The organism is Paenibacillus rhizoplanae (assembly GCF_042684125.1).
GTDB lineage: Bacteria > Bacillota > Bacilli > Paenibacillales > Paenibacillaceae > Paenibacillus_AQ > Paenibacillus_AQ rhizoplanae.
The window spans coordinates 128,745-145,358 of sequence record NZ_JBHUKY010000021.1; the positions used below are offsets into that span (position 1 = coordinate 128,745).

At 54.4% G+C, this 16,614-nt stretch carries 13 protein-coding genes; 9 read left to right on the top strand and 4 right to left on the bottom strand.

Annotation, left to right across the window (positions count from 1 at the left end):
• Nucleotides 1-302: 302 nt before the first annotated feature.
• On the top strand, nucleotides 303-2,114 hold the full coding sequence (locus tag ACFSX3_RS10810; RefSeq protein ID WP_379312864.1) for an LTA synthase family protein: 1,812 nt from the start codon (nucleotides 303-305) through the stop codon (nucleotides 2,112-2,114).
• Between the two features lie 15 nt (nucleotides 2,115-2,129).
• Here the strand turns inward: ACFSX3_RS10810 and ACFSX3_RS10815 are convergent, their stop codons facing one another.
• The 4 genes from ACFSX3_RS10815 to ACFSX3_RS10830 all read right to left on the bottom strand — a co-directional run bounded on the left by ACFSX3_RS10815 (nucleotide 2,130) and on the right by ACFSX3_RS10830 (nucleotide 5,378).
• Nucleotides 2,130-3,131, bottom strand: coding sequence for a hypothetical protein (locus tag ACFSX3_RS10815; RefSeq protein WP_209985533.1), 1,002 nt, complete (start codon nucleotides 3,129-3,131; stop codon nucleotides 2,130-2,132).
• Complete coding sequence (locus ACFSX3_RS10820; protein WP_379256692.1) at nucleotides 3,128-4,135, bottom strand: hypothetical protein; 1,008 nt, start codon at nucleotides 4,133-4,135, stop codon at nucleotides 3,128-3,130. Before ACFSX3_RS10820 ends, ACFSX3_RS10815 begins: the two co-directional genes overlap by 4 nt.
• Nucleotides 4,132-5,046: a helix-turn-helix transcriptional regulator gene (locus ACFSX3_RS10825; protein WP_209985538.1), complete on the bottom strand. Its 915-nt coding sequence runs from the start codon at nucleotides 5,044-5,046 to the stop codon at nucleotides 4,132-4,134. Before ACFSX3_RS10825 ends, ACFSX3_RS10820 begins: the two co-directional genes overlap by 4 nt.
• 143 nt (nucleotides 5,047-5,189) lie before the next feature.
• On the bottom strand, nucleotides 5,190-5,378 hold the full coding sequence (locus ACFSX3_RS10830) for a hypothetical protein (RefSeq protein ID WP_209985541.1): 189 nt from the start codon (nucleotides 5,376-5,378) through the stop codon (nucleotides 5,190-5,192).
• A 217-nt stretch (nucleotides 5,379-5,595) separates the two neighbouring features.
• Between ACFSX3_RS10830 and ACFSX3_RS10835 the strand changes: the two genes are divergently transcribed.
• From ACFSX3_RS10835 to ACFSX3_RS10870, 8 genes are all read left to right on the top strand, one after another.
• A complete protein-coding gene (locus tag ACFSX3_RS10835; protein WP_209985542.1) occupies nucleotides 5,596-6,609 on the top strand; it encodes a substrate-binding domain-containing protein in 1,014 nt (337 codons plus the stop codon).
• A gap of 21 nt (nucleotides 6,610-6,630) precedes the next feature.
• Complete coding sequence (locus tag ACFSX3_RS10840) at nucleotides 6,631-8,496, top strand: cache domain-containing sensor histidine kinase (protein WP_209985545.1); 1,866 nt, start codon at nucleotides 6,631-6,633, stop codon at nucleotides 8,494-8,496.
• 22 nt (nucleotides 8,497-8,518) lie between these two features.
• Nucleotides 8,519-9,733, top strand: coding sequence for a response regulator transcription factor (locus ACFSX3_RS10845; RefSeq protein ID WP_209985548.1), 1,215 nt, complete (start codon nucleotides 8,519-8,521; stop codon nucleotides 9,731-9,733).
• 203 nt (nucleotides 9,734-9,936) lie between these two features.
• On the top strand, nucleotides 9,937-11,046 hold the full coding sequence (gene chvE, locus ACFSX3_RS10850; protein ID WP_379256688.1) for a multiple monosaccharide ABC transporter substrate-binding protein: 1,110 nt from the start codon (nucleotides 9,937-9,939) through the stop codon (nucleotides 11,044-11,046).
• 103 nt (nucleotides 11,047-11,149) lie between these two features.
• Complete coding sequence (gene mmsA / locus ACFSX3_RS10855; RefSeq protein WP_209986364.1) at nucleotides 11,150-12,679, top strand: multiple monosaccharide ABC transporter ATP-binding protein; 1,530 nt, start codon at nucleotides 11,150-11,152, stop codon at nucleotides 12,677-12,679.
• Nucleotides 12,680-12,685: 6 nt separating this feature from the next.
• Nucleotides 12,686-13,849: a multiple monosaccharide ABC transporter permease gene (gene mmsB / locus ACFSX3_RS10860; protein WP_209985552.1), complete on the top strand. Its 1,164-nt coding sequence runs from the start codon at nucleotides 12,686-12,688 to the stop codon at nucleotides 13,847-13,849.
• Between the two features lie 376 nt (nucleotides 13,850-14,225).
• The gene (locus tag ACFSX3_RS10865; RefSeq protein ID WP_209985555.1) at nucleotides 14,226-14,894 is read left to right on the top strand and encodes a TraX family protein; all 669 of its coding nucleotides are present in this window, start codon (nucleotides 14,226-14,228) and stop codon (nucleotides 14,892-14,894) included.
• Nucleotides 14,895-14,986: 92 nt separating this feature from the next.
• Nucleotides 14,987-16,495: a copper amine oxidase N-terminal domain-containing protein gene (locus ACFSX3_RS10870; RefSeq protein WP_209985557.1), complete on the top strand. Its 1,509-nt coding sequence runs from the start codon at nucleotides 14,987-14,989 to the stop codon at nucleotides 16,493-16,495.
• Nucleotides 16,496-16,614 lie beyond the last annotated feature (119 nt).

A 16,614-nucleotide genomic window follows, 5' to 3' on the forward strand; every position in this document is an offset into this window, starting at 1 on the left:
CCTAAAGGCGAACGCTATCGCTCCTCCAGTTCAAACTTCTCTTCCGCCACTTCCCCCTGAGTGTATATTACAAATTCAAGCTATCCCGCTGGGATGAGAGTAGAAAAGAAAAGAGAGAACAGAGCAGCGTCTGATGTTTGGATGCTGCTCTTTTTTGCGGGAAAATCTAGCGCACATTTCCTATCCAAATCATGGTGACGCAGGAGATCAACAGAGGGTATGCCCAATTGGCTACTGAATTTTAAGGCGGTTTTAAGCTTAAAGGCGTATACTACTCCTTTAATAGTTAGGAGTGAATGAACTTGTCACGGTTATTGCCATCGAAGCGTTTGTCGTATTTATTAATCATTTTACTGGCTGTTGGGTTTGGGCTGAATTTGTTTTTGCAGGCTGCTTCTTTTCGGATGGATGTGCTTCATGCGTTAAAGTGGGTTAGCGCTTATCCTTGGCTGTATTGTACAGGAAGTCTGTTTATTTTCTTCATCCTGCTCTTAAGTTCAGTGATTGTACCGAATGCGTATGCGGGGCCGGCGGTGGTCTCGGCGCTGTTCGTGCTGCTGGGGATTGCCAGTGATCAGAAGCTGGCTACGAGAGGCGAACCGCTGTTTCCGTGGGATCTGATGCTGCTGAAGAATGCCGAAGGAATGAGCAAGATTACCAGCGGGATGATCTCTCCGCTTGCTATAGGGGCCGCTGTTCTGCTGGTTGCCGGTCTGGTCGTTATGATTATCAAGCTGCCGAAGAACCGGATCAGACTGTCCTTGCGCGTGACGCTGGCAGGGATCTCTGTAGGGCTCAGCGCATGGTTTCTGGTGCTGGTCACCGGTCAATCTCCGGTTGTTGCAGCGATGAGCTATCAGAACATCTTCTGGAATCAGAAGGTGAATTATACGCAGAACGGGTTCGTGTATGCGTTCGCCGGGAATCTGCGGCAGAGCCTGATGGACAAGCCGGAGGGCTATAGCCGCGAAGCGGTTGAAGCGGTAGCTGCCAAGTATTCGGCATTGCCGGATGTGCAGGTAGAGGCCGCGCCGGAGGAACAGCCGAACATCCTGTTTATGATGAATGAGGCATTCTTCGACCCTACGCGCCTGCCTGGGTATACATTAAGCGAAGATCCGCTGAAGTTCATCCATGGGGTGGCGGGTCAGACGCCGTCCGGTTATTTGCTGTCCCCGGAATTCGGCGGCAATACGGCTAATGTGGAGTTCGAGGCCCTGACCGGGCTGTCGATGTATTTTCTGGGGGATGGAACGATTCCTTATCAACAGCGCATCGTCAAAATGTCCTCCCTGCCGTCGATCGTCAGTATTCTGAAGGACAGAGGGTATGAGGCACTGGCGTTGCATCCGTTCGATGAGACCTTCTATAACCGGAACCATGTCTATCCGGTGCTGGGCTTCGACCGCTTCACGAGTGAGAAGGATCTGCCGGACGCTGACCGCCTGACTCCAGAGGGGTATGTCTCGGATAAAGCGTCAGTACAGGAGGCAGTCCGGCAGCTACAAGCGGCTTCGGGCCCGGCATTCCTGCACCTGGTGACGATGCAGAATCATTTTCCATTCGTCAAAGGCGTGAACGGACCGAACACGATCACCGTCCAGGGCGGCCTGCCGGAGCAGAAGGATGAACTGGAGACTTATATACAGGACACCAAGCTGACAGACGAGGCCATGGCTTATCTCCAGCAGGAGCTGGTGAAGATCAAGCGGCCCACCATTGCGGTGTTCTGGGGAGATCATCTGCCTGCGCTCAGCGCCGGGATCTATACCGCAGCAGGCTGGGATCAGGAGCCAAGGCTGAAGCATGAGACGAAGCTGTTGGTACTTGCTAACTTTGAGATCGGGAAGGAGCCGCTCGGGACACTTAGCCCGGCCTTTCTCGGCCCTGCGGTCTTCCGGTTATCCGGGCAGACACTTCCAGCCTTTTACAAGCTGCTGGAGCAGGTACGGGCTGAAATTCCGGGACTTAGCAAGAAGGTGCTAATCGGGCCGGGCGATACCGGAATTCTGAAGGAGCTGACCCCTGAGCAGCAGGTGCTGCTGAATGACTACCGTCTGGTCGAATACGATTTGCTGGAAGGGGAGAAATACGCGGAGTCGCTGATGTTCTGAGCACTCCGTCAGGGCTTAGCGCAGTCCCACATCATGGAAGCGGTTCTCGATCGGCTCACGGAGCAGCAGGCGGATGGACTGGATCGCTGCGGTCTCGATACGCTTGGCTTCCCGGAGGAGCGGCAGCAGGCCCTCAGCATTAATGGAGCATGGTGCCTCTGGAGCTAGCACAGGCCTCTCGTTAAGAGCGTCTGTAATTTCATTATAGACAGCGGCTAGAGCCGTATAATGTTCGGCAATGCCTTCGAGCTCGGGCCAGTACAGGCTGGCTTCTCTGGCGTAGGATGCCGTATCCTGTTTCATGCCTGCATAGAAGACCAGCGTCTTATAGGCTCCGGCAGCATCATAGGTCTTGTCTTCCAGCGCTTCCAGCATAGCATCATAGGCCTTAAGGCCGCAGGCATAGTCCGATTCCGGCAGCATCGGATCATGAACCTCTGCCTTGTACACCGCCTGAATGAAGGACTCCCGGATTACCTGAAGCATATCCTTTTGGATCTGACCTTCATAGATCTGGCCGTACCAATAAGGTGAATCATTCTTCCCAAGCTGCTCGTAAGGCAGTTCGTGCTCAGCGGCTGAATTCAGCTCCTTATAGTAAAAGAGCTGCCGCCTATCATCACAGCGTGTAATGACCACGAACTGGTCTTTCCAGCAAACAACGCCGGTGCCTTGCTCAAGTGATTGGCGGATTGCCGCAACGGCCTGCTTCTGATAGAGCGGGAAGGTAGGGCTGAAGTTAAAGCCTGCACCCTGGCTGGCGATAATGCCGATTAGATCTGCCGCTACGAAATGTTCAGCCGCCCAGTTATAAGCTGTAGCTGAATCCGGGTGAAGCTGCCTGTGCACGGACAGGCGGAAACATAAGGCTGTCATGCCGGACAGCATATGAACGGGCAGGCTGAACCAGCCTTTGGCCGACAGGACCTGGTGCATGGCATCTGCAAAAGAAGAAGAGAGCGGCACACGGGGCTGATCAGCAGAACCTGAAGCTTGTTTGCTAAGATAGTCATTCATCGTGCGGTATGTGCCCCCCATCTTGGTAATGTGGACCGCTTCAGGTCAGGATACTGGCCTGAAATTGTTGAAACCTGTTGCATCGCCCGTTCCTCCATCTCCAAGGCCTTCTTCAAAGCAGAGCAGAGGGACGGAAGTTGTTCCTGGTTCAGCAGCTTGCCACTGTTATTCTCTGAGATTGCAGCTGCGAGCGGACCCCTCAGCCCCTTCACCAGCTCAGCATACAAGCGCTGAACCTCCTCCAGCCCTGGCAATACAGACTGAACCTCCCGCAGATAAGCGGAGATTTCGATCCGCGATGTCTGGAAGGATTCAAGGATGTAGACAGCACCGTTACTGTCGAACCCGCCCTGCTGTAGCGCCCGGATCAGGAAGCTGTAGGCCAGGCGGCCAGAAGCGATGCTTAGGTCGGGCAATGTTTTGTAAGAAGTCTCCCAATCCTCCAGTGCAAGCCGAAGCGACTCCAGCACAGCATCCTGCAGCGGAATCTTCACGTGCTCTCCTATAAAATTACAATCCCAGAAGGGCGTGAAGTTAAGGCCGAAGTTATCATACAGTACAACCTGCGTCTCGCCGGACCAGCCATCCTGTACATAGAACACCCGGTCGTCCTCATCATAACCATGAATCACGCCGAATTCCGGTATCCAGTAGATGCAGGCCCGGCCGCGGTCCAGACTCTGCTTGACACTGTCAATAGCGATCCGTTGATACTCCCCGAACGAAGCATGTCTGGTTCTCCCGCCGTCATATTGGAAGAAGATGCCGAGGTTATCGACGGCTGGACTATGCTCTCTGCCCCACTGCCCATAAGCCGTAACGGACAAGGGGAGGAGTTTCTCGTGTACGGTGAATTTGAAGGCCATGCCGCTTAGCCCCGAGAGCATGAATTTCGGTCCCTCGAATAACCCGGCGGCAGTCACTACGGCATAGAGCGCATCGGTAAAAGATTTGGATTCACGCTTCATCTGAACGTCAAGAATTACGCCTGTTCGCTTGCTCACTGTTCATTCTCCTGTTCATCCAGCCGTCTCACTGCTGCCTCACAGATGCTGCGGAGCTTGTCCTTCAGCCATTTGGGGGACAGGAGGGCACTCCACTCCGCCTGGAGTAATTGTGCGATGAACGCGCTGGTATCATAAAAATCAACCTCATAGACCTCCTCAGCGGCGGCGCGAAGCCGATAACCACCCCATGAGCTATCCTGAGGCACTCCGTTCATACGGATTCTAGCCGTGAATGGCTTCAAGGGTCTGGCCTGCTCCGCCGGTGCTGCCGGGTCATCCTCTCCAGGTATGAAGACCCTGCCGGTCAGCGTTAACTGGCGGATGCCGGACAGGCTGAAATACTCACTCCGTCCGTCGCCCTCCACAGCGGCCACCAGATAATCTTCCTCTACCCGCCGGCTTAATTGCTGGGGGCAGAGATACAACTCCTGCGGAGTGTCCTGCCCGTTCCGGTAGAGAACATGGACCACCCTGCGGGCCAGGATCGCCTGCTCCAGCATCTCCATCATCTGTATGCGGTGGGCATTCACTTCAAAGACAGGCAGCTTAAGCTCCCTGTTCGTAAGAGGCTGCTCGGTGAACCGCTCCAGCAGGCTCCCTACTTTACGTATACTCTGGGCATTCTCGTAATCATAGTGACTATACCGGTAAGCCAGATATTTAAGCACCCGCTGCTCCTCGTCCGTAATGTACAGATGAGGTAGCACGAAGCTGTTGTCCTCGTATATATATCCGCGCTGCTTCGCCACATACCGGAGCGGAGCCCGCAGGGATTCTGTCAGGTATTCAATATCCCGCTGCGCCTGGCGTCTGGAAATCTCAAACTGCTCCGCCAGCTTGCTGCTGTTCGGATAAGCAAGCTGGCGGATCTGCTGGTCAAACCACTGAATCCGGTGAATATGGCTCATACGGCTCCCGCTCCTTCCTGTCAGCCTCCAGTATAGCTGGTGATGACTCGTAAGACCAGTACGGCCGTTCCCGACAAGAAACAAGGATGCTGTCCGGCAGCCATGCACGTAGCATGAAGCTTAGGAGGCATCCTTGCGCCATTTTACCGGGTTGCTGCGTCTACTCTAACCTGCGTCGCCTTGTCACAGCGCTTGCAGACCTTCAGGGCTGTGCCGTCGGATTTTATTTTGGTGTAGAGCAGCTTGATTCGGGTGGACCCGCAGACCGGGCAGGTGCCGCGTCCACGGGAAGGAAGGGTCCAGAGTACCCGTCCGCGTTTGGTTTTTGACATTATTGTAATCCTCGTTTCATTGAATTGTTGGTACCTGTCCAGTATAGAACAAGCGGTACGACATAAAATGTCGCATCAGATAACGAGTTTTTAACTATAGGCACTGTAACGTAATTGACGGAATGGCTGCCAAGCCAGTAGACTAGATTGGACATAGATGGAAGAACCTGGGGGCTATGAGCCTTCGGTATTCATCGTTATGAAAGGGGTTACATATGTGAAAAAGCTTTGGCTTGTCTATGTGCTGCTAATCGGCATCTTCGTGCTCTACGTGCTGAATTACAAGCAGCAGGGGAACGCGGCAGACCCGTGGGAGACTACCGGACTGCGCGGGAATATTGAGGACAAGTACGTAATGGTCACGTTCCAGATCGGTATTGATTACTGGAAAAGCGTGCTAAAGGGCTTCGAGGACGCCGCCGAGGAGCTTAATGTATCCGTCGAGTATCACGGCTCCACCCAGCACAACGCGAGTGAACAGATGACAGTGCTGGAGCAGACCATCGCCAAGAAGCCGGCGGGAATTGCCATCTCGGCCGTGAATTCCAAGCTGCTTACAGCGACGATTAACAAGGCTGTGGAGAGCGGCATTCCGGTGGTGCTGTTTGATTCGGGCGCTGAGGGCAGCAAGGCGTATTCCTTCCTGGGAACGGACAACTATAATGCCGGAACGCAGGCGGCGCATAAGATGGCTGAGCTGACCGGGGGCAAAGGCGAGGTCGCCATTATCACCACACCGGATCAGCATAATCATCAGGAGCGGACGGACGGCTTCTCGGATACAATCCGCAGCAAGTACCCGCAGATGAAGCTGGTGGCGGTCAAGGATGGGCGGGGAGATCAGGTGGCGTCCAGGGAGGCTGCCGAGCAGCTGCTGGTGCGGTATCCGCAGCTGGCCGGGATTTTTGCCACGGAAAGTAATGGCGGCATCGGGGTCGCGGAAGCTGTTGATGCCACCCCTGGCAGCGGACCGGTCCCGCAGATTATCAGCTTCGATACGGATAAGGGCACACTCGATCTGGTGAAGGAAGGCAAGATTGCCGCAACCATGGCCCAGGGCACCTGGAATATGGGGTATTGGTCGCTGACTGAGCTGTTTCATCTGCACCGTGATCTGGAGGCTGACCCTGAGGCCTATGCCAATAACAAGCCCCTGCCTGTCCCCGATTCTGTAGATACCGGAATTGATGTGGTCACGCGGCAGAATGTGGACAATTATTATGCCAAATAGGCGGCAGAGGGGGAGGCTGGGATGCGCAAGACGGGCGTGAGCATGGAGAAGCTGAAGCTGAATAATATGCCGATCCGCTATAAGCTGATTATTCACTTTTTGCTGATTAGCATCCTGCCTTCCATTGGACTGGGGCTGTTGATTGGCTGGACGGTGGACCGGATCGTGGAGGAGCAGAGCACTGAGAACACGATGCAGCTCATCCGCAAGGTGAATACCGCCATTGAGAGTGACGTAGAGAATCTGCAGAAAATTACATACCTGATTTCGTTCGATCCGGGCGTCCAGAAGTTCCTCAAGGGAGAGTCGCCGGCTCCGGCACAGCCGGACCCCGCAGCAGGCAACGGGGAATCGGCGGAATACAATATCCGCAAATTTCTGCAGGGCTTCACCACACTCAGCTCCGAGATTGCCGGCATCATGCTGGTCAACCGTGAAGGTGATTTTATCAGCAATGAGATGTATACCCGTTCCGGTACGCGGCTGACGGAGGAGAGCTGGTACAAGCAGGCGGTAGAGAATAAGGGGATTTTCCTGATCGTCGGGCATCCGTATGGCCGTGCGGTCAGGTCCCATGTGGACTATAAGGAGAGCGAGGTAGTCTCGGCTGTACGGGCCATTGTGAATCCTGAGACGCAGGTGGTGCAGGGCGTGGTGCTGGTGGATCTGAAGCTGCGGGTGATCGCGGAGACGGCCAGAGATGTCACGCTCGGCAAGACCGGATATCTGACGGTGGTGGACAATCGCGGAGAGATGATTTACGCACCGCAGCACCCTTTAATGCGTACCATCCCGGCAGGTCTGTTCACCGAGTCCTCGGGCATAACCTCGGAGACCGTAGACGGCCGCAAGCTTCAGCTGATCTACCGGACCTCGCCGTTTACCGGCTGGACCACGATGGGCGTGTTCCCGATGGATGAGTCGGCTTATGGAATCCGCGAGATTACGTTCAATGTTGTCACCTTTGTATTTGTGGTCTGTATGCTGGGCATGACCGCTTCGTTCTATCTGGCCTATTCGATCTCCCGTCCTATCGGCCAGTTGGCCTCCTTCATGAGCAAGGCGCAGTCCGGCGATCTGACGATCCGCTACTGGGGCAGCCGTTCCGATGAGATCGGGCTGCTCGGCCGCAGCTTCAATACAATGCTGGCCCAGATTGGCCGGCTGCTATCCCTGACCGAGCTTCAGGCGCGGCAAAAGCGTGAGGCGGAGCTGCGCAGTCTTCAGGCGCATATCAAGCCGCATTTTCTGTACAATACGCTGGATACGATTCACTGGATGGCCCGCAGCAAGGGGGCGGAGGATATCGCCGAGGTGGTCCAGTCCCTGTCCAGGCTGTTCCGGCTGGGCTTAAGTAAAGGGAGCGATATCATACCGCTCTCCGATGAGCTGGAGCATATCGTCAGCTATCTGAAAATCCAGCATGTCCGTTACAGCACTAAGCTGACCTATTCCATTGAAGTGGAGCCGCACTTACAGGAGCTGTATGTGCTTAAGCTGCTGCTGCAGCCGATGGTGGAGAACGCGATCTATCACGGCATCAAGGAGCGGCGCGGCCCAGGACACCTCTACATTGCAGTCGTGGAACGGGACAGCGAGCTGTATCTTACCGTACGCGATGACGGCGCGGGGATGTCTGCGGATAAGCTGAAGGAGCTCAGACAGCGGCTTGAAGCCGTTGGCACAGAAGAACTGGAGCGTACGGAGACGGACATGGCTGGAACAGGCAGCGCTGGAAGCGGGTACGGCATATTGAATGTGCAGGCGCGGATCAGGCTGACCTATGGGGAGCCGTATGGTATCCAGATTGAGAGCGAGCCGGGACAGGGGACGCTTGTAACCGTGCGTCATCCGGTTGTTCGTGAGAGTTACCCTGAGAAGTACTAGGACAGAGGAGGAGGATCCGCAGATGGTAGACAAATGGAAAGTAATCATTGCCGATGATGAGCGCATTATCCGGGAGGGCATCCGGCAATGCGTGGACTGGGATAGCCTCGGCATGGAGGTGTCCGCAGAGGCAGAAGACGGGGAGGAGGCACTGGAGCTGGCCGTGGAGCATGCCATTCATATCGCTCTAGTCGATCTGAACATGCCGATTATGCACGGCATGGAGCTGATGAAGCGGCTGCGGGAAGCGCTGCCCGGCTGCAAGATTATTGTGATCACCGGCCATGATGAATTCGCTTATGCGCAGGAGTCGATCCGGCTGCAGGTGAATGATTATATTCTCAAGCCTGCGGAGCCGAAGCAATTGATGCAGGTGCTGCGGGGCGTCCGCGATGAGCTGGAGTCCGAGCGGCAGCAGAGCCAGCATCTGGAGCAGGCCTCCCGGCAGCTGATGAAGAACTTCCCGCTGCTGCGCGAGCGCTTCTGCCAGGAATGGCTGGACGGCAATCTGAGCCAGGCGGAGATCAGGGAGCAGCTGCAATTCCTTAAGCTTCCGCCGCAGCGGCCGGAGCTGATCGGCATCATCCGCTGGAGGTGGGAGGGCCAGCATCCGGCGATGAAGGAGAAGGAGCGGCAGCTCTTCCTGTTCGCCATCGAGAATATCGCCGCCGAGCTGCTGGACCCGTATCCCAAGGTGATGTTCCGGGACGCCGCCGGACTGATTGTTATCCTGCTGTGGGATGCCGCCGGTGAGCGCATCCTGGCCGGAGTGGAGGCCGCTGTGCGCAGCCATCTCAAAATCGCCGTTGAAGTCGGCAACCGGCTGATCCAAGGAGAGATTACAGAGCTGGCCGCCGCCTACCGGAGCTGCCGGGTGGCGCTGGTCAAGGAGCAGCCGCTGTCCCCGCTCGTCCGCCGGGCGAAGCAGCATATCCAGGAGCATTACAGCGAATACGGGCTTACCCTGGAGGCCACAGCTGGCCTGCTTCAAGCCTCCCCGGTCTATCTGAGCCGCCTGTTCAAGCAGGAGCTGGGCGAATCCTTCGGCACGTATCTGACCCAGACCCGTATCCGCCGGGCCGCCCAGCTTTTGCATTCAACCGAGCTCAGTATTAGCGAGGTGGCGGAGCAGTCGGGGTATGAGACCCAGCACTATTTCAGCACCGCCTTCAAGAAGCAGACCGGTGTGGCTCCGCTGCAGTTCCGTAAAGGGGTGCAGGCTGAGGTACGCAAGTAATAGAAGATCTGATTAATAGTGGGGAATGCTTTCGCAGCTATCTATAAGCGAGGGGGCATTCCTTTTTGCATATATAAAGTTGCATTTTCACAAAAACAGTAGCCTCAGTGTAAATACGGAATCTGCTCCCGGTTGCTATACTCGATTTGTCACACGGGAACACCTGTGGAAGACAACAGAATAGTTCAGGGGGTAGTGCAGGAATGAAAAGATATTCAATGATCACGCTTCTGCTAACAATGGTACTCATCTTATCTGCATGCGGCAACAGCGGTAATTCATCCAGCAGTGCTGGCAGCTCTTCCGGCGGCGGGGACACATCCAAGGGCAAGGTGGGCATTGCGATGCCGACCAAATCTTCGGAGCGCTGGGTGAATGACGGCAACAACATGGTCAAGGAGTTCGAGAAGCTGGGCTACGGCACGGATCTGCAATACGCGGAGGATGTGGTGGAGAATCAGGTGTCGCAGATTGAGAACATGATTACCAAAGGCGTGAACGCGATTGTAATCGCTTCAATTGACGGCGAGGCGCTAACGGATGTGCTGCAGAAGGCACATGACGCTAATGTTAAGGTGATTGCCTATGACCGTCTGATTAAAAAAAGTGAATTCGTAGACTATTATGCGACTTTCGATAATTTCAAGGTGGGTGTGCTGCAAGGCTCCTACATCGAAGAGAAGCTTGGCCTGAAGGACGGTAAGGGACCATTCAACATTGAGCTGTTCGGCGGATCGCCGGATGACAACAATGCCTATTTCTTCTTCGATGGCGCCATGTCGATTCTGAAGCCGTATATCGATTCCGGCAAGCTGGTGGTCCGCAGCAAGCAGCTTACGATGGATAAGGTAGCTACGCTGCGCTGGGACGGGGCTGCCGCCCAGTCACGGATGGATAACCTGCTGAGCGCGAACTATGCAAGCGATAATCTGGACGCCGTCTTGTCTCCTTACGATGGCATCAGCATCGGTATCCTGTCTTCACTCAAGGGCATAGGCTACGGCTCCGGCGACAAGAAGCTTCCGGTGGTTACCGGACAGGACGCCGAGCTGGCTTCCGTGAAGTCCATTCTTGCTGGAGAGCAGACCCAGACCGTATTCAAGGATACCCGCGAGCTGGCCAAGAAGGCGGTGGAGATGACCGAGAGTGTGCTGAAGGGAACCGAAGCCGAAGTCAACGATACCACCACCTACGACAATGGGGTCAAAATCGTCCCGTCCTACCTGCTGGAGCCGGTCTCTGTGGATGCGGGCAACGTGGATAAAGTGCTGGTAGACGGCGGGTACTATACCAAGGAGCAGCTGGGACAATAGCCGTCAGAGCCGCAGGTTTAGCGGGTACCCGGCGGCAGCTGTGAAGCAGGAACGCCGCCGGAGAACCGCTGCACAGTCACAAGGAAAGCTGGGTGAGGGGCACTTGAGTGAAATTATTTTGGAGATGAAAAGCATTACGAAGACATTCCCTGGCGTCAAAGCGCTCTCGTCAGTCAATCTGCAGGTGAAGGCAGGCGAGATCCACGCCCTCTGCGGAGAGAACGGGGCAGGCAAGTCTACGCTGATGAAGGTGCTGAGCGGAGTGTATCCGCATGGAACCTATGAAGGGGATATCTTGTATCAGGGGCAGGTATGCAAGTTCAAGGATATCAAGGACAGCGAGGGCCTGGGGATCGTCATTATCCATCAGGAGCTGGCGCTGATTCCGTATTTGTCGATTTCGGAGAACATCTTCCTCGGCAATGAACAGGCCAGGCGCGGGGTGATCAACTGGAACGAAACGACGGTCAAGACCAAGGCGCTGCTAACCACCGTCGGCCTCAAGGAATCGCCGTTTACAGGAGTCTCTACGATAGGTGTCGGCAAGCAGCAGCTTGTAGAGATTGCGAAGGCGCTCTCCAAGGAAGTGAAGCTGCTCATACTCGATGAACCGACAGCGGCGCTGAATGAGGATGATAGCGAGAACCTGCTGCTGCTCATTCTGGAGCTGAAGAAGCAGGGGATATCCTCGATTATCATTTCCCACAAATTGAACGAAATCGAGAAGATAGCGGATTCCGTCACGATTCTGCGGGATGGACAGACCATCAAGACCCTGGATATGAAGCGGGATGCCGTTACTGAGGATGTCATTATCAAAGGCATGGTCGGGCGCGATCTGACGAACCGTTATCCTGAGCGCACACCGAATCTGGGTGAGACGATCTTCGAGATCCGGGATTGGAATGTCTATCATGAGACGCAGGCAGACCGCAAAATGCTGGATCAGATCAATCTCCACATCCGGCGCGGCGAAGTGGTCGGTATTGCCGGGCTGATGGGCGCAGGGCGCACGGAGCTGGCGATGAGTGTGTTCGGCAAGTCTTATGGCAAGCGGATCAGCGGCCAGACTTTTATGCACGGCAAGGAAGTACACCTGAACAATATCAGCCAGGCGATTGAGAGCGGATTGGCCTACGTGACTGAGGACCGCAAGCATTACGGCCTGATCCTGATCGACGATATTAAGCGGAACATTTCACTGAGCAGCCTGAAGAAGCTCTCCCGCCATGGCGTCATTAATGAGAATGAGGAAGTGCTGGTCGCGGAGGAATACCGTAAGAAGCTGAATATCAAGACCCCCAGCATCCTGCAAAAAACCGTGAATCTCAGCGGCGGCAACCAGCAGAAGGTGGTGCTCAGCAAATGGATCTACGCTCAGCCGGACATTCTGATCCTCGATGAGCCTACCCGTGGAATCGATGTCGGGGCCAAATATGAAATTTATTCCATCATCAACAGTCTTGCCGCAGAGGGGAAGGGCGTGCTGGTCATCTCTTCCGAGCTGCCGGAAATTATCGGGATGTGCGACCGGATCTACACCATGTGCGAAGGGCGGATCAGCGGGGAAGTGGAGCGGAAGGACGCCACGCAGGAGCTTTTGATGAAATTCATGACACGAAGCAGGGGGTAACACCGCATGGGAGCCATTAGTGAACTGTTCAAAAAAAATATCCGCCAATACGGCATGATCATTGCCTTGATCTTTATTTCGGTATTCTTTCAAATTATGACCGACGGCATTCTGCTGAAGCCGCTGAACGTGACCAATCTCATTCTGCAGAACAGCTACATACTGGTGCTGGCCATCGGGATGGTGCTGGTGATCATCACCGGTCATATCGATCTCTCCGTTGGCTCGGTAGCCGCCTTCATCGGCGCCCTGTCGGCCATTATGATGGTGGATATGGAGCTGAATCCGGTACTGGCCGTAGTGATCTCGCTGCTGATGGGCGCGCTGGTCGGGGCCTGGCAGGGCTTCTGGGTCGCTTATGTCAAAATCCCGGCGTTCATAGTGACCCTGGCGGGCATGCTGCTGTTCCGGGGCCTTACGATGATTGTGCTGAACGGGCAGTCGATTGCACCTTTTCCGAAGACGTTTCAGAAGATCAGCTCCGGGTTCGTTCCCGATGTCGCAAGCGTAGGTTCGCTGAATGTGCTGACCCTGATCATCGGCGTTCTGCTGTCGCTGCTGGTGATCTATCAGGAAATCCGCAGCCGCCGGATCACGGTGAAGTACGGCTTCGAGCAATCGCCAGCTTGGATGTCTGTTGCTAAGGCCGCTGCGCTGGTGATCGTCATCAACCTGTTTACCTATGTTTTGGCGCAATATAACGGGATTCCTAACATTCTTGTAATTCTGATGGTGCTGATCGTGATTTACTCCTTCGTCATGAACCACATGACCATGGGGCGGCATATCTATGCCCTGGGCGGCAATGAGAAGGCGGCAAGCCTCTCCGGCGTCAAAACCAAACGGGTGACCTTCTGGGTATTCGTCAACATGGGTGTACTCGCTGCCCTTTCCGGTCTGGTCTTCGCGGCACGCCTGAACTCAGCCACCCCTAAGGCCGGTACGAACTTCGAGCTGGATGCCATCGCTGCCTGCTTCATCGGCGGAGCCTCTGCCTCCGGGGGAATCGGAACCGTGGTCGGCGCGATCATCGGCGGTCTGGTCATGGGAGTTATGAACAACGGTATGTCGCTCGTCGGCCTAGGCGTAGACTGGCAGCAGGGAATCAAGGGACTGGTGCTGCTGCTGGCCGTAGGCTTTGATATCTATAACAAATCGAAGACGGCGTAATAGGCATGATATAGGATAGAGAGCCGGGCCGGAACTGCTCCAGAGGGAGCGGCTCCGGCTTGCCTGTCGTACAAGTCTTCCCGCGCAGCTTGCAGCATCCGGCTCTGGCATGGATAATAGCACCTAAGGTGCTTTATATTTCATGTTATATAGATTGAACTAAAATTTAAGTTAAAGGAAAAGTGGCGGAGGGGAATTTTGGAACTGGAGGAGCGGTAGCGACCGCCTTTGTCTGCGGATTTCAACCGTTAAAAACGGTAAAAATCATGAAATCTGCAGACAACAGCGGCCGGAAGTCCAAAACTTCTCTGGAGTCACGGCTAATCCCAAAACATAAAAACCATTAGTTCAATTTATATAGTACAGGAGGCTACAGATGCAGATTATTGCCATGCTGACCATGCTGATTGACCACGTTGGGCTGATCTTTTTCCCGGGGGAGCTTGCCTGGAGATATGTGGGGAGAATTGCCTTCCCGATCTACTGCTACGCGCTGGCGCAAGGCTATATCCATACCTCCTCCAGACCCCGCTATCTGCGGCGGCTGCTTGTCATCGCTGTGCTGGCACAGATTCCGTACAATCTGGCGATTCATCCGGGAGGCTGGAATGTTGTCTTCACCCTGCTGATCTCAGCGCTAGTCCTTGCCCTGCTTGATAAGCTGCCAAATCTGTGGGCTGGCCTTCCGGTAGTCGCCGTAGCTGTGCTGCTGATGGATGCGCTGCCGCTCGATTACAACGCTTACGGCCTGCTGCTGGTGCTGATCTTCCGTTATACCCGCTCTTATGTGCTGGTGCTGGCTCATTTGGCACTGAATGTATTCTATCTGTTCTATTATAATTGGCTGGTGCAGATGGCCAGCATCATTCCGACCCTTCTGATTGCGCTGACCCCGGGTTTTTGGGTGCTGCTGGAGAAGAAGCGTCTGCCGCGCTGGGTCTGGTGGTGCTTTTATCCGGCCCATTTAGCAATACTTGCGTTGGTAAAGTTTCTCTTTTTCAAAGAATGGGTATTTATAGAATGGCGGAGTTTATTTAGCGTATGAGCGTTAATCATTTCCGGGTGCTGTATTTACAAATTCATGCTCCTCTGAGATGATGGGTACGTTGCCAAATTATGAGCTAGAGGAGACATGCTATGAAGAAAATGAAAGCAAGAACCAAATGGCTGGTGCCGATTCTCGCCCTGCTGCTGATTCTGTCAGGCTGCCAAGCGATTGGCGGCTTCGATGTCAATAAGGCATTGCTGGGGGATCTGGATGTCAAATCGTCTGAATCCAGCACTACGATGAGCCTGAGCGCTGTTCCGGCTGCAGGCATCACCGCAGAGGACCGGGAAGTTGTTGATCTTATTAATTCCTTATCGCTTACGCTCGGCCATGTGAAGGTTCAGGATAACGGCAATGTCTCGGCCACGGGAGTTGTGGGTTACAAGGAGTTCAAGATTCCTTTCTCCCTCTTCACGGACCAGAAGAACCTGGTCTTCACTGCAGAAGGCGCGAAGCAGCCGTTCTACATGCCGCTTCAGAGCAATGAAATGCTGCTTGGCCTGGAAGCAACCGATCCTGCCAAGACCTTGGAATTCACTAAGCTGGCCTCCCAGTTTATGATCAAGAATCTTCCGAATCCGGGTGCGATCACAGTTACATCAGTTAATGAATCCGTATACGGCCAGCCAACCAGCTTGACGAAGCTACATACGGAAATTACAGGGGAAGAGCTTCCGGTATTGCTTAAGAGCTTCCTGAGATCTGTGTCTAAGGATACCGAAGGTTTCACTGCCCTGATCAGCGGTTTGTATGATTACATGTATCCGCTGATTAAAGACAGAGCTGAAGATCTGAACAGCATCGGTCTCGGCGATATTCCGCTGGAGGACAAAGAAGGGGTAGTCACCGTAGTGCATGATGCAGCGAAGCTGGCTGTAGATGCCCTGCTGCTGGTCTATGACAAGCAACTGGAGAACCTCTATGAATCGACCCCTGAACTTAAGACTGTTCTCGGCAAGGATACGAAGCTGACTGCAGATATCTTCGTGGATAGCGGCTTCCATGTCCGCAAACAGAACATCGACTTCAATGTTGCTCTTCCGGCCGATGAATATCTGCCGCTGCAGAGCATCAAGATGAAGCTGGTGTCCGAGACCTGGAATGTGAACGGTCCGGTAACGGCTGATCCGATCAGCACGACAGGCGCAATTGATTATTCCAAGGGAGATCTTACGCCGGGTGAGACGCTGAGAAGCTTCGATGCCAATTCATCCGTCTATAAGCTGCTCAAAGAGGAGATGGCCATTACCTCCAAGAGTCTGATGATCTCACCGGATGATGACTATTATTATCCAATCGTGGACAATGGTACGACTTATGTTCCACTGCGTTATATTGCTGAGGACTTGGATGCTACTGTAGAGTGGGATGCAGCTAACCGGGCAATCAAGGTTACTGACGATGTATACGGCGATCAGCTCGTATTCAAAATCGGTTCCGCGCAGGCCCAGATTGCCGGCAAGACCGTCAAGCTTCCGCAAGCGGTATCCGTAGATGAGTACGGAGATGCTTATGTGCCGCTGCGTGTATTGGCCCAAGGCCTGCACGCCACGGTTGAAGTGGATGATGACGGCTATATCTGGATCGAACGTCCGTAAGAAGTACCGTTATAATCAAGAAGCCGGGACCCCTGAGCAATCAGGCGGTTCCGGCTTTTTTGTGTGAGGTTACCGAGGGAGGATCCTTGACAATATAGGTTTACTGCAATAGACTTAAC

Excerpts from the sequence above, each read along its gene's own strand:
- ACFSX3_RS10840 (WP_209985545.1), top strand. The coding sequence starts at position 6,631 with ATGCGCAAGACGGGCGTGAGCATGGAGAAGCTGAAGCTGAATAATATG.
- ACFSX3_RS10870 (WP_209985557.1), top strand. The coding sequence starts at position 14,987 with ATGAAGAAAATGAAAGCAAGAACCAAATGGCTGGTGCCGATTCTCGCC.
- ACFSX3_RS10815 (WP_209985533.1), bottom strand. The coding sequence starts at position 3,131 with ATGAATGACTATCTTAGCAAACAAGCTTCAGGTTCTGCTGATCAGCCC.
- mmsB (WP_209985552.1), top strand. The coding sequence starts at position 12,686 with ATGGGAGCCATTAGTGAACTGTTCAAAAAAAATATCCGCCAATACGGC.
- ACFSX3_RS10825 (WP_209985538.1), bottom strand. The coding sequence starts at position 5,046 with ATGAGCCATATTCACCGGATTCAGTGGTTTGACCAGCAGATCCGCCAG.
- ACFSX3_RS10865 (WP_209985555.1), top strand. The coding sequence starts at position 14,226 with ATGCAGATTATTGCCATGCTGACCATGCTGATTGACCACGTTGGGCTG.
- ACFSX3_RS10830 (WP_209985541.1), bottom strand. The coding sequence starts at position 5,378 with ATGTCAAAAACCAAACGCGGACGGGTACTCTGGACCCTTCCTTCCCGT.
- chvE (WP_379256688.1), top strand. The coding sequence starts at position 9,937 with ATGAAAAGATATTCAATGATCACGCTTCTGCTAACAATGGTACTCATC.
- ACFSX3_RS10845 (WP_209985548.1), top strand. The coding sequence starts at position 8,519 with ATGGTAGACAAATGGAAAGTAATCATTGCCGATGATGAGCGCATTATC.